The following is a 13,880-nucleotide window of genomic DNA, read 5'->3' on the forward strand; positions in this document are numbered from 1 at the left end:
TCCCATAATACCATCAATTAATTGAACTAATACTAGTGAAAATTGCAATGAAGTAATACATAATGTACCTCTAATTTTTAGTAATTTTAAAAATTTTTATTACTATTCAATTCTATATTAAGTCAATTTAAAAGTCTTTCTTTTTGAGTCTGAATTTCAAAATTGTTAAACCTAAAATTAATATTAACAGATTAGTAGTACGAGTTGTCCCAGTATTTATACTACCTGTTTCAGGTAATTGTGACTTTTTATCTTTTATCGTTTTAAAACTATTTTCTTCTACCTTCACTGACTTAGATTCTGATAGAGTAACTTTATTAGTCTGTTTAGAAGAGGGTTTAAATGTAATAATTGCCTTTTGTTTATTAGAAATAGTTATTTGGACAGTATTACTCTTTTCACTATTTCTAATTGAACTATTAGCAAGGATTTTACTACCGTTGAGTTTGTTAATATCTTTAATGGTAATTACACCAGTTTTCTCATTAATATTGATACCATGGATTTTTTTATTAAACTTCCACGTTTTTCCAATTTTATTTGAAGTAATATCTATAATTTTTCCATTCGGTTTTACAATATTTATACTTACTTTATCTGTATTATCTTGTGGTGTGATTGTTATATGCTTCTTTTGTTTATCTAATTGGATTATCGGTGGTTTTGGTGCAGTTTCTTTATAAGAAACTTTAGCAGTAACTTCGCTTGGATCACTATTTCCTTGTGTGGCTTGGATTGTGACATGGCTACCGTTTTGAACACCGTCATGAGTTATTGTGATTACACCTTTAATAATATCAATGTTAATGCCTTTTACTTTATCATTTAATGACCGTTTGTCTCCTGTTTTTGTTGCGATTATTTCTTTCTGTTGACCATTTGAGTCAATATACTTCACGACCATTTTATCTGTATTATCTTGTGGTATAACTGTTATGCTGGCTTCTTGGTCATTTGTTGTTATTACTGGTGTGGCTGGTGTTGTTTCTTTATTTGGTACTTTGGCCGCTACTTCGCTTGGATTACTATTTCCTTGCGTGGCTTGAACTCTAACTTCGCTACCATTTTGAACACCATCATGAGTAATAGTCAATAAACCTGTTGTTGGGTTAATTGCAAAGCCTTGTGGATTATTTTCTATTGTCCACTGTTCCCCAACTTTCGTAGCTACTACTTCTTTCGAATAACCATTTGGATCTATATACTTCACTACCATTTTGTCTGTATTGTCTTGTGGTGTGATTGTTACACTAGCTTCTTGATCATTTGTTATTATCACTGGTGCGGCTGGTGTTGTTTCTTTATTTGGTACTTTGGCCATTATTTCGCTTGGATTACTATTTCCTTGCGTGGCTTGAACTCTAACTTCGCTGCCGTTTTGAACGCCGTCATGAGTAATAGTCAATAAACCTGTTGTTGGATTAATTGCAAAGCCTTGTGGATTATTTTCTATTGTCCACTGTTCCCCAACTTTCGTAGCTACTACTTCTTTCGAATCACCATTGGAATCTATATACTTCACGACCATTTTGTCTGTATTATCTTGTGGTGTGATTGTTAAACTAGCTTCTTGGTCATTTGTTGTTATTACTGGTGCGGCTGGTGTTGTTTCTTTATTTGGTACTTGAATTGTTACTTCGCTTGGATTGCTATTTCCTTGTGTAGCTTGAACTGTGACATTACTTCCATTTTGAACACCATCATGAGTTATAGTGATTACTCCATTTGTTCCATCAATGTTTATACCATCTACATTATCGTTTAGCGACCATTTGTCTCCATCTTTTGTTGCTACTACTTCTTTCGAATCACCATTGGAATCTATATACTTCACGACCATTTTGTCTGTGTTGTCTTGTGGTGTGATTGTTACGCTGGCTTCTTGGTCATTTGTTGTTATTACTGGTGCGGTTGGTGTTGCTTCTTTATATGGTATTTGTGTAGTTACTTCACTTGGATTGCTATTTCCTTGCGTGGCTTGAACTGTGATTTCGCTGCCGTTTTGAACGCCTTCATGAGTAATAGTCAATAAACCTGTTGTTGGATTAATTGCAAAGCCTTGTGGATTATTTTCTATTGTCCACTGTTCCCCAACTTTCGTAGCTACTACTTCTTTCGAATCTCCATTTGGATCTATATATTTCACTACTATTTTATCTGTATTGTCTTGTGGTGTGATTGTTACACTAGCTTCTTGGTCATTTGTTGTTATTACTGGTGCGGCTGGTGTTGCTTGTTTTAAAGGTATTTTATCTCTAGCTATTAAGCTAGAATCACTATTTCCATAATTTGATTCTGCGGTTACTTCACTGCCAACTTGAACTCCTTCATAATTAACAACCACTTCTCCGTTAATATCATTTATGCTTATGCCTTTAGGATTGTCGTTTAATTCCCAATGATCACTAATTTTTGTGGCAACTACTTCTTTTGATTCTCCATCTAGGCCAATATAATTTATAGTCATTTTATCAGTATCGCCTTGTGGTTGAATTATCAAACTAGCTTCTTCTTCAATTTTAATAATTTTTGGTTCAGGTGGTGCAATTTCTTTAACTGGCATGATAGCCCTAACTAAATTACTAGGATCACTATTTCCTTGCGTAGCACTAGCTGTTATCTCACTATGAGGAGCGACACCTATATAATTAATAGCGATTCCACCTGTTATAGGATTAATAGTAAATCCAGCAGGCGCCTCATTTAACAACCAATTATTTCCTTCTTTTTTGGCAATTAATTTAGACATCATTCCATCAGGATTAACATAATTTATTTCTAATTTATCTGCATTATTTGGCGGTGTAACAACTGTATACACATATTCATTGTTAGTAGTTATTTTCGGTTCTTGAGGAGAAAGTAGTTTAAGATTTATTTTTTCTTGTTCTAATTCAGTTGTTAGTTGGTTTATAATTGCCTGACTCTTTCTTTCCGCTATTGGCGTATTATTTAATGCTTCATTTAAAATGGATTTAGCTTCTTCTAATTTAGCTTTTAAATTATTTACAGAATTAGCCGTAAATTCAGATTCATTAATAGTATTTAAGTATTGTTTAATATTATTATATTTATCGTTCAATTCTTCTTTATACATCAAAATATCAACTTGCTGTTGATTAACAATATTAGTACCTATTTTTTGAGTATCATTACCTCTATAAGGGGCGTCTGTTTTGTACGTTACATTTCCATTTAAATCAATTGTATTGGGTTGTGTAGCTGGAAAATCAATTGTGTAAGTTATATTTTTGGTAGCACCTGCATCAATTTTGCCAGCATCGAGAGTTAAAGTGTTAGTAGCTTCATCAAAATTTGTACTAGCGTCAGTTGCAGAAATAAATTTGGAACCTGCTGGTAATAACACTACGTATTTTGTTTCTTTAGATCGAAAATGTCCTTTATTTTCAAGTGATACTGAAATCGTACCTCTAGCATAATTTGAGTTTGCAGAATCACTTCTAAAATCATATTTGATTTCATCAACATTTGAAGTTATATATGCACCACTATTAGCCCTTACTCTACTAACTATTCCACCATATAAATAACTCTTATTAGTTCCAAATCCTTGTTGAGCACCTGTTTGAGTAGAAGTTAATGTTTTCACATCAGCAACAGGTAGAAATGCAAGTCTTAATCTATTAACATCTTCAGGTACATTAATCATGAACGATAATCTTCCTGTAGGATATTTCCCCATACCATTAAGTGTCTTATCATAGTATACATTTGAACCATCTACACTAGTTACTTTGGCTTTAACTCCTGGCCAAGAGTTAATGACATTTAAAGCTGAGGAAACATACTCTACTACTAATTCTGAACCTGGATTAACGTCGATATCTTGATAAATACCAGCTACTCTTGGATCTAGTACTTTTCTATTATAACCATCAGTAGTTCTAGCTAATATTACGCCATATGGTGCGTTAGAATCACTCATGAAGGAACTATATTTTTTCCCTGCAGTTGTCAAAGTCATTGGATATTCAGGATCTGAAACAGTTGATAAACTATGCCATCCATCAACTCCTGTAACTACTGTAAGCTTATCTGTATTACTTGGTAAGTTTCCTCCAGTTACTTGCTCAAAATTACCATTTCGCAGTTCAGTGTTTATTTCATTTTTGTTTAATGGATCATTACTTTTATCATTATTAATAGGTTGGTTAGCCGATCTAAAAGATGTACCTCTATTTTGGTTTTTTATTGCACTATGTCTATTATTTTTATTAGGCTCAGTATTATTCGCTGGTATTCCGTTAGTCACTAATTGATCGTCATTATTTATTAAACGATTCTTTTTAGTTTCTTTTAAATCTACGTTATTTTCTCTTTTTAATAGTGAAGCCGAATTAATAAATTCTTGATAATAATCATCTATTTCTTTTTGAGTAGCTTGATTTTCAATGAATTGATCAGCATTTACTAACTTAGTTTTAAATTGTTGAACAGAATCATTCGTTTTATTTGATAAATCAATGTTCTTATATTGATTTATTAATTTCTTTAATTTTTCATTGTTTCCAACCGATGACTCTTCTGACTTTATATTATTGCTTCTAAATTGATTTGTTTGATTAGAATCTATTTGATTGTTTTCATCATATTCTTTTTGGACTTGGTTTGCATCAATTTGATTATTAGTTTCTCCACTTGCCTTTGAATTTGTGCTAGCGGAGTTACTATTTTTTTGTGCTTCAAAATTATTGGTCGTTAGTGTATTTGTTTGATTAGTTTCCTCTGCAGCACTTGCGCTATTCATATGACCAAATGATAAATATATAGATGCTACAGCAATACTTGTAGCACCATATCCTCTTAACTTTCTAATTGAAAAAAATTTTTTGTTAACTTCTTCTTGGTTGTAATTTCTAGGTTGATTCACTTTTAATTTTTTCTCCTTTTTGTCAATGTGATTATATTCAAGTAGCGTGACGTTCGTTAATACCATTCAATAGCAAATTAAAATATTTTGAAATAAAAATTACAATAAATAATATAACACCTAGTAAGTGGTAAGACAACTATTTTATTTTACTAAAAACTTCACTATTTATAATAAATTATTAATAAAATTTTAATTTTTATATTATGAAACCTTCATTTTATGTAAAAAGAAAAACTTTCTAGCAGATTTTCTACTAGAAAGTTTTTTTGATAGATTTCTATTTGATGACATTTTAAAAATTTATTATTATCTTTTATTTAATTTACATCATACCTGGCATTAAGTATGACCAAAAACTAACTAAAATAAACTTTGAGAAGCCTATTAAATCAACATTTACATATTTCTATTATACCATTATTTTTAGTTTTTTTATTTCATTATGACCAAATTATGACCACAAATATGTTATAATAAAGATGTACCGAAATGGTACACGTCTTAATCTTTTTCGTGATGGTTAAACGGTAGCGAATAGCAAACATATACGTTTGGTCGGTTGTTCATAGTTTTTGATGTGTGTTTCAAATGTATGAAATCACATTATACGAAATGATAGTTTTGTTTATCGTCAGGCTCAGCATAAAGGAAATTGTTTTGCAGTATATTAGTCTATGTCAGACTTAAAACGACACTTCTTCAGCTTTAAGAGGCTTATTAAATTTTCTAATTTGATATTCATATTGGAGTCACTACACTACGGTGTGGTGGCTTTTTTTATGTATGATTATCTTTAAACTCATTTCTCGATGCAACACAAGGCGTTTCTCAGAACAAAAAATACCATACCTATTTAAATAGATATGGCATTCTTTAATAGATTGGAAAAATAAAATGAAGATCTTAAATATTAAAAGAGCGACCAGCTCTACAGATATTATAACCAATTTCGAGTGTTTTAAACATAAAAAACACCACTAATTAAAGTGGTGTTGGAGTTAACATGAATATTATACAAAGGGGTAGAGCCAACTGACTCCATTGACCCTACCAATGTTTATCCGATTTTTTTATGGCTTAAACATAATTACTCTTTTTTTATCGCAAAAATAGTTAACGTTTGATTTAAAACATCATCATTTGCCACAGATTTGATATTATAGATCTGCCCCTTATATCTAACTTTGTGATATATCTCATTACCTTTACGATAGCGAATAATAAAAAATTACGCCCCATTTAAATACTCCAACTGTTAGTAAAACTTTTATTAATTGCCTAGATTTCCAGAAAATATTTTTTTAAATTATAATTGGTTCATCATTTGATGCTGAATTCCCTTTGTCTTGTTCTGGTTCGGGAAGAGTAGAAATTTCGTAAAGTATTGTCATTGGAATTTGCGTTGACGCAATTTTGTTTACGTGTTCTTCAACAATTTTTATAAATCTACTAGCTTGAGATTTGTCCATTTCTACTCTTTCAAGCCACTTACCAAACTCTCCATGTGCTAAGTCATTCTCTTTAACGTGTTTCAATCTTCGACCGATTTCGAAAACAGAATAATCAGCTTTTGCTAATATTGAATTTAACTATGTTATATACACTTTAAACATACATAGTTATTAAAACTCATTTCTCACTGCAACACAGGACGTTTCTCAGCGTAAAAAAAACGCCACTCAAAAGTGACGTTTATATCGAAACATTTAACTTAATATGTGCTAATAAATAAAATTTAAGTTCATTTAAAATCATTTAATTTTTAAAATAGCCATTCGCAAGCCATTTTCACTTACATGATCTTGAATCTCTATAAAACCAAAGTCTTTATAAAATTCTCTTAATCTATCTACATCTTCATACTCTACCCACACATATGAGCCAGCGCTAATTTTTTGTGCTTCGTCAATCATTCCATATGCTAAAGTTAATAAATCTTTACCAGTAACAGCTTTTGTTTTCAAAGCTTCTTCGGAGTAATTTTTTCCAATTTGCGCTATTAAAAAACCTTGTATTAGTAAATTTTCACTATTACTCATTTTTTCACCTTTTTGATTTAACCGACCTTTTAAACTATTAGAACACTTACCTAACATTCTTTTAGTAAAAAGCAAAGGTTTATTAGTTATAGTAAAATAACCTACTAAAATTGGGTTACCTTGAAATGTAGATATTACTAAATGAGTTCTTGAAAGACCTTGTTTATCAAAATTTATTGCTTTTGTTTTAAGGAAGTTTTTAACGTCTTGTGCAGCTTTATTACCAGTCACAGAGATAGTTTCAAAAGTATTCAAAAATTCTTGTAATTGCTTTTCTTTTGATTTTATTTCATCTTTATTTCCAATGAGGATTTCAGATAAAGATAGAATTTTTAAAGACACTGTTTATTAAAACCATCCAAAATAGAGTTTATCTCTTCATCATTTTTGACTTTAGTTGCCTTAACTTGCGTTTTATTAACTTTTCCTTTATTTTCACTACGATCCATTGCGTCAAGAAGTTTCTGAGCTGATTTTTTACTGAATTTGTAATCAGTAGTAATACTTATAGTAGCCATACTTCTCACATCTTCCCTTATTTTAATTATAAAACTTTTAATTTCTCCTAAGATTATACGTTCCTCTATAATCTATATACATTGTAAGTTTATTTAACTTAAAGTTCAATTACTTTTACTAAATTGTAATAATTAAATCAATATATCTTTAACACTTAAACTTCCTCCGAATTGAATTTTTGCAGCGTTTTTAGCTTCTTCTTCGCTATTATAGATTATTCGCCCTAAGTCATTGTCCCCTTTTTTATGAGGCAGTCTTTGTAAAGAATTATCGTTGTTAACTACATTATCGATTAGATCGTTATATTTAAAATAATACTCGTCTTCCATTAGGGCTAATTCAAAAAAAGAGTTTTTTTCACATTTCTTTAAAGGAACAATTTCATTCAATTTTAATTTTAATACCAAAGTTTTATCGTTTTCTTTTTTATAATCTATATAATAGTCAGCTAAAGGGTTGATACTATAATAGTCTATACTATTTCTAAATGGTTTAAACATAGTTTTTATTTCTTCATAAGTCATTTTTTAATCTCCAACATTATTTATTTATATTATACCCTTTTAATTTATAAATAAATGACATACTATAAAGCTAACCATTATTAGAAAGAGTGAGATAATATGTTGTTTTTAGGAATATTTAATCAAAATGGATATTTATATGAACATGGAGCAGATTTATTAGCAGCAATTGGTACTACAGCAGCAGTAATTGTTTCTTTAATAGTATCCAATAATTCTAAAAATAGGGAAAAAAAAGAAGAAATAATTAGAAATAATAAAACTCTTGAATTAATCGACTTAATTTCATATAAACATAATAATAGGATAAATATTATTGAAGAAAATTTGCTAAATATTGAAAATAACACAAATATAATTCGAATTTTCCCTCAAGATAGCGATATTCCTGAGTTTTCAGGATATGAAATTCCCGTTAAAAACTTTGAATTCATTAATTTTCCTGCAAAATTTAAAGAAAAAAGTAATTCAAGAAGAAAATTACTAACTAAAAACAAATCAAGAAAAGATATTTTGCAAATTTATAATCTATTTATAGATAAAAATGTAATTACAATAGTAGAAGAATTCATTGAAGAGTTAAATTCCATTTTAATTAACCATCATTTAAATTTAAATTCTTCATCATTAGACAAAATAAATATTAAATTAGAAAGCCTGTTCTCTTTGAAAGAACATATTAGAAATTATGAAAAAAATATAGAGCCTGTGGTGAATAGTGTTTTTTCTGAAATGGGTTTTATGTATACACAGCCAGGATATGAAAATATTGCCAGTAACTTCTATAAAGAGAAATTAAACAATGAATTTAATTTATTAGATAATATAAAGAACGATTTTAAAATAGTTAAAAGTAGTTTATCTTTGAATGAAAAAAGTTCATCTCAATAATAAAATTAAATTTTAAATTATTTACTAACATATTACCAATTGGGAAATCTGCTTTCTTTAACTCGTGCAGTCCTAATCTGGTACAACATCTTTTTATGAATTTCAAAACTGGAAAAATTAAGCACATTCTCAAAGTGAGCATGTGCTTAATTATATTGTTGTAAGTAATTAAAGGGATTCTATTTTCCACTTCTCTAGCATCGTAAAATACAACGGTAGGTGTCAGGCAACTTTTCATTACTGCATGTATGAGATCGTGTTTCACGCCCCCCTTATTACATTTCGTTAATCTTCATCCCATCCACCAATACTTTCAATAAATATTGGTGACGCCACATTCATATATACTTTATCAGTAAATATAGTTTCCACATCTTCATTTAATTTATCTATCATTATTTATATAAATATGTTTCGTAATTAGTTTTAAGGGCTACACCTAAGATCTGAAAATAGACAGTTAAGCAAACTAAAACAAAATAAAGTATCAACATGATATTTTAAATACTAAAAAAGAGATGATTCTTATTTCTAATTATATGACAACTATCTTTATTCTTTTTATTAGTTTACCTTTAGTAATTTCTAGACATTTGATAAACAAAGATTCTTTATCAAAGTTTAATTTGAAAATAAATAAAAGCATCACTAATTCCATTATTCTCATGAACGTTTTTATTACAGTAATCATCTTCTTTACTTCGTTTTTTATTCTTAGTCTTAATCAAAACGTAAATAATGTTGCTAATAGTATTAAGATAACTTTATATTTCACTATATATTATTTTTTAAATGTAATCCTCTTATCCTATAGAATGTTTTTAAATAATAAGAAAATTAATATAAAACATTTTGAAGACCATTTTTCACCCTATAGAATTGAAATATACTTGTTTGCTTTAGTAATTAACTTTACAATAATTATATTTAAAAATACATTTACGCAGTCTATGTATAATGCCTTCACCTTTCTTATTATATTTGACACTTTAATTAGTTTAATATTAAAAACTATTAAGAATTATGTAAAAAATGGAGAGGAATGATAATTATGTTAGAAGATATAAAAAAAGCTAAATGGAATTTCATCACGCTTGTTTTGTCTATTATTTCATTTACTATATTAAAAAAAACATCAGATAACTTTGTTATTGAGTTTGGAAAAAAAGTCAAAATTAGCAATCTACTTAGAGACGGATACTTAAGTTCAACAATGCAAATATTAGGTCTTATATTCACCACTATTGTATTACTAGCTATAACCCTTTTTCTTTGTTTTAAGTTCCGCTCTGTGACAAGTATTTTTCAAGGTATAATTGCCATTATCTTAATTATCTCTATTTTAAGTATTAGTATCGTACCCTATTTAGGAACTCTTATTTTACTAGTTAGTATAGTAGCCCTAATATTTTTTATTGCTAATGATATTTAATCATAAAGCTACCAATCACGGTAGCTTTTCTATTGTCTTATCAAATATTTGCCTAATTCTTTGAGCAGTTACGTTAAACATTTTAGCGATATCTTTTAATTCTCTCCCACTAATGATTAGCCAAAATATGGAAAATTCTCTATCTGTGGCAATTAAATTAACTTCATCTATTAGATCATTGATATATTCATGATTTCCTACATTTAAATTCTGTTCTTCAATAGTTACATTGGAATCAAAAGAAAAGAAATCATCAATTGAAGTATCCACAACCTCAATTTCGCTTTGCTCATTATTTTTACGATATTCTATTATATTCGCTTTAACTGTCGCTAAATCATATATCACTAGTCATCACACCCTTATTTTAACTGGATAACGTTACTGCTCCCTTTTTAGTTGTTATGGGCTTTCTCATTTTCATAATTTTTAATATTCTCTGTCTCTCTTGCTCCTTAAAACGTTGCCCTCTCTTATCATTTGTTCTTGTGAATATATCTTCACGAAGTTTATCTATCAATTGGGTTGGTCTAAATCTACCGTTTGAATTCATATAAGTCATAATGGCTGTTTGATCTTGTTTTGAGTATTGACTAATAATTTGTTTAAGAATATTCATATTAACTTTAGATCTATCTTTATACTTTTGTAGATTTTCTTTACTTTCAATAATCCACTCCACAAGTTTATCAATTGGATAAGATACAGTGATGACACCTCTTATATCATCACAAGTCATATGCGATTGATTTAAGTAATACATTTCGTTAATTTGATTTTGAATAAGATTACATTTTCGATTAATAAACTTGGGATTGTACTTAGTTAATAGTTCATATTCTGTAATTTTATTTGATGGACGATAGTATAAAACATGATTGAGCGTTTTTAAGATCATATTTACCTCCACTATATATTAGTAACTAGGAATCTGTTTCTTGTATCCATTGTGATACCTAATGATGTAGCTATATTTTTTAACGCTTTTAACGTATCTATATAGACCTTAAAATGTTCATTTACCTTCTGTGTATCTGTATGGTACATACCTTGTTCTTTTATCTTCTCGTACGCATTATCATTGATACATATTATTTCACAGTACCTTTTTACTAACATGTAATCTAAGTTGGATATAGGTAACTCTTTTAGTAATGGTACAATTCTCAACCACTCTTTTTGTGCTTGTGTGGGTAAATCTTTGGGTACTGGTTTAACGGATATTGGTTCAAATTGAAATAAGCCATTTTCAACCAATTGTGCTTGCTCTAATTCCTCTTTAGTATGATGCCCTGTTTTAACTGCATTCAATTTTCTTGGCCGTCCCATTATTTACACCTCCAAAGCCATTTAAGATTTTTAGTTTCTGGAAATTGGTCACAAAAAAGTTATCGAGCGATTATACGCTTAAATAAAACGTAGGGGGTTGTTTAAGCCCTCCCCTTAAATTCCAAACCTTTATTTCACTTAATTTATTTATGTGTTTATATAGGGCTTTAAAATACCTCTGTGCGTGTGTATAAAACGCCTATAAATAAGCAACGACCAATCTATGTATATAGAAATAATCATTTAACGTATGAACGTTCTCTTACCAATATTAATTGCTATGCTTTAAATTTAATACTTGAATAATTATATGTATATTTCATGCTAGTTAACGCTTTATATGTTGTTCACAGTATCAATAATCTATGAATTAACTCATTTATAGTTTGCTTGTTCACTCTAAGGTTACATAACCTATAACACATGTGTAAGTCCTCCTATGTAACTCGCATTTTAATTTAATGAGTTATATATAAATAAAAAACCATCATTACTAAATATTAGTTCAGCAATGATGGAAAGAAGTAGATCAAACTTTTAATGACAACTTATAATGAACAAGCAAAGTATAATTGAATAGTTTATAAAGTATTCAATAGATACATTTATATCTACATTAATTATACTACAACAATTATATTATATCAACTTTATTTTGTGTTGATAGATATTAATTCAATTTTATTAATTAGGTTGATTGTACTATTATCCATTCCAATTGAAGATACATAACATTGTATTGATTGAATTTCTTTGCTCTTAGCTAACTGAACTAACTTATTTATATTATCTTTATTGTTACTTGGTTGCTTGACTGATATACCAAAACCTAAACTATCTTTACCATTCACAACTAATATATTCTTGTCCTTTGTATTACCAATATAGAAGTTCTTATCATTGTCTAAAACTATATCAGTACCTTCATCATTACTGAACTTCTTAAATGCACCTCTAACTATTGAACCTTGTTTATATGTAACACTTGAGCTTGATAAACCACTAGCATTAGCGTAGTTAATCTTTGAGTTATCATATAAGGGTTTAAATATAACTAACTGCTTTTGTTCATCGTATCCTAAAGCATATTCACCTTCTAATGGGCTAACTATCGTGTAACTCATCTATTTACCTCCTACCACTTTTTATTTCCATTATAGTAATCTTGGTCTGCTTTACGATTAACCATAAATAAACGATCTCTTATATCATTAGCTAATATAGTTGGATCAGTATTTGTATTGAATGGGTCATCAGATAAATCAGCACTTGTTTGAATATTTAAACGCCAATCATCTGGACGAGCTAATGCATTAGATACATAAGTTTGTCTTGTATTTCTACGTTCTAACTCAACCTTATTCTCAGCTAACTCGTTATATACATCTACCAACTCATCAATTTTATGATTAAATTTATCAATAAGCGTTTTGTTATTACTACTTAGATCTTTCACTTCATCATTTAAAGCTTTCTTGAAGCTGTCTACATCGCCTTGATTAATGTTATGTTCTTCATCGTTAGACTGTTCTGTTAATTCCACAATGTCATTTTCAAGTTTATTTTGTTCTTTCTTTAAACTTGCAATCATAGCGAAGTCATTTTCATTTCTGTAATAAGATAATTTATAATCAAACTCTTTTAATTGATCTGTTACTTTTGTTTTTTCTAACTCTACTTGTTTCCTATTTTCAACTTTGGGTTGTATGTATTTATCAAATATTTCAATAGACTTTTCTTTTGTCATTATTTTACACCTCTACATTTTATATTGTTCAAAACTCATTTTAGTACCTGGTATTAATTAATTTAATTATACCATATAACAACTTACAAAGCCAGTTATATCAAGGCTTTTACGTATGTTGTCTATTATTGATTTCATTGTTAAATGATTCGATGGACTGCTGTATATCTTCCGTTTTTACTATGGTATTTATAAAACCAAATTCATTGATCTTACTTTCATATTCAACATTAGGACTAATCACATTTATAATTTCAATCACATCATTAAAATAATTGAGTTCAAAATGATTATGACTTAGATAAATCATTCTCTTTATTTGGCTTAAATCTTTTATTATCTCGTTATCTTTCATTGCTATTAATCTTCCGTTCGCATTCACTATATTAAATTCTTTAATTAGTTCTACTGCACTTTTAAATTCTGGATTCATTTTAATTTCTCCTATTCTTTTTAATATAATTTAAGTAACTTTTAGTTCTAGCTAGTACAAATTCAAAATTAC

The 13,880-nt window shown here is 28.8% G+C and carries 14 protein-coding genes; 2 read left to right on the plus strand and 12 right to left on the minus strand.

What is annotated here, in order from left to right:
* Nucleotides 1-127: 127 nt before the first annotated feature.
* From N524_RS0106720 to N524_RS0106740, 6 genes are all read right to left on the minus strand, one after another.
* Nucleotides 128-4,891: a SasC/FmtB family protein gene (locus tag N524_RS0106720; protein ID WP_029056037.1), complete on the minus strand. Its 4,764-nt coding sequence runs from the start codon at nucleotides 4,889-4,891 to the stop codon at nucleotides 128-130.
* Nucleotides 4,892-5,981: 1,090 nt separating this feature from the next.
* Nucleotides 5,982-6,116 (minus strand): phage head completion protein, encoded by a 135-nt coding sequence (locus N524_RS13785; RefSeq protein ID WP_081772613.1) that lies wholly within the window; start codon nucleotides 6,114-6,116, stop codon nucleotides 5,982-5,984.
* A gap of 79 nt (nucleotides 6,117-6,195) precedes the next feature.
* Nucleotides 6,196-6,474, minus strand: coding sequence for a DUF3102 domain-containing protein (locus N524_RS0106725; protein WP_081772611.1), 279 nt, complete (start codon nucleotides 6,472-6,474; stop codon nucleotides 6,196-6,198).
* Between the two features lie 171 nt (nucleotides 6,475-6,645).
* Nucleotides 6,646-7,275 (minus strand): hypothetical protein, encoded by a 630-nt coding sequence (locus N524_RS13660; RefSeq protein WP_037555617.1) that lies wholly within the window; start codon nucleotides 7,273-7,275, stop codon nucleotides 6,646-6,648.
* Entirely contained in the window at nucleotides 7,266-7,451 is a 186-nt protein-coding gene (locus N524_RS0106735; RefSeq protein WP_029056040.1) for a hypothetical protein, read from the minus strand. The genes N524_RS13660 and N524_RS0106735 overlap by 10 nt, the downstream gene beginning before the upstream one ends.
* A gap of 132 nt (nucleotides 7,452-7,583) precedes the next feature.
* On the minus strand, nucleotides 7,584-7,976 hold the full coding sequence (locus N524_RS0106740; RefSeq protein ID WP_029056041.1) for a hypothetical protein: 393 nt from the start codon (nucleotides 7,974-7,976) through the stop codon (nucleotides 7,584-7,586).
* A 99-nt stretch (nucleotides 7,977-8,075) separates the two neighbouring features.
* Here N524_RS0106740 and N524_RS0106745 point away from each other — a divergent pair, with 99 nt between their 5' ends.
* Nucleotides 8,076-8,867 (plus strand): hypothetical protein, encoded by a 792-nt coding sequence (locus N524_RS0106745; RefSeq protein WP_029056042.1) that lies wholly within the window; start codon nucleotides 8,076-8,078, stop codon nucleotides 8,865-8,867.
* Nucleotides 8,868-9,918: 1,051 nt separating this feature from the next.
* Nucleotides 9,919-10,299 (plus strand): hypothetical protein, encoded by a 381-nt coding sequence (locus N524_RS0106750; RefSeq protein ID WP_029056043.1) that lies wholly within the window; start codon nucleotides 9,919-9,921, stop codon nucleotides 10,297-10,299.
* Nucleotides 10,300-10,314: 15 nt separating this feature from the next.
* Here N524_RS0106750 and N524_RS0106755 read toward each other — a convergent pair whose 3' ends face one another.
* The 6 genes from N524_RS0106755 to N524_RS0106780 form a co-directional block, all read right to left on the minus strand.
* Nucleotides 10,315-10,647: a hypothetical protein gene (locus N524_RS0106755; protein ID WP_029056044.1), complete on the minus strand. Its 333-nt coding sequence runs from the start codon at nucleotides 10,645-10,647 to the stop codon at nucleotides 10,315-10,317.
* Between the two features lie 19 nt (nucleotides 10,648-10,666).
* A complete protein-coding gene (locus N524_RS0106760) occupies nucleotides 10,667-11,197 on the minus strand; it encodes a hypothetical protein (RefSeq protein ID WP_029056045.1) in 531 nt (176 codons plus the stop codon).
* Between the two features lie 11 nt (nucleotides 11,198-11,208).
* Complete coding sequence (locus tag N524_RS12790) at nucleotides 11,209-11,628, minus strand: phage terminase small subunit P27 family (RefSeq protein ID WP_051522838.1); 420 nt, start codon at nucleotides 11,626-11,628, stop codon at nucleotides 11,209-11,211.
* A 650-nt stretch (nucleotides 11,629-12,278) separates the two neighbouring features.
* Nucleotides 12,279-12,752, minus strand: coding sequence for a hypothetical protein (locus tag N524_RS0106770; RefSeq protein WP_029056046.1), 474 nt, complete (start codon nucleotides 12,750-12,752; stop codon nucleotides 12,279-12,281).
* Between the two features lie 11 nt (nucleotides 12,753-12,763).
* Nucleotides 12,764-13,375, minus strand: a complete 612-nt coding sequence (locus N524_RS0106775; RefSeq protein ID WP_029056047.1) for a hypothetical protein — start codon at nucleotides 13,373-13,375, stop codon at nucleotides 12,764-12,766.
* A 109-nt stretch (nucleotides 13,376-13,484) separates the two neighbouring features.
* On the minus strand, nucleotides 13,485-13,808 hold the full coding sequence (locus N524_RS0106780) for a hypothetical protein (RefSeq protein WP_029056048.1): 324 nt from the start codon (nucleotides 13,806-13,808) through the stop codon (nucleotides 13,485-13,487).
* Nucleotides 13,809-13,880: the final 72 nt, after the last annotated feature.

This window comes from Staphylococcus sp. URHA0057 (assembly GCF_000620265.1).
In the GTDB taxonomy this organism is placed as follows: Bacteria; Bacillota; Bacilli; order Staphylococcales; family Staphylococcaceae; genus Staphylococcus; species Staphylococcus pasteuri.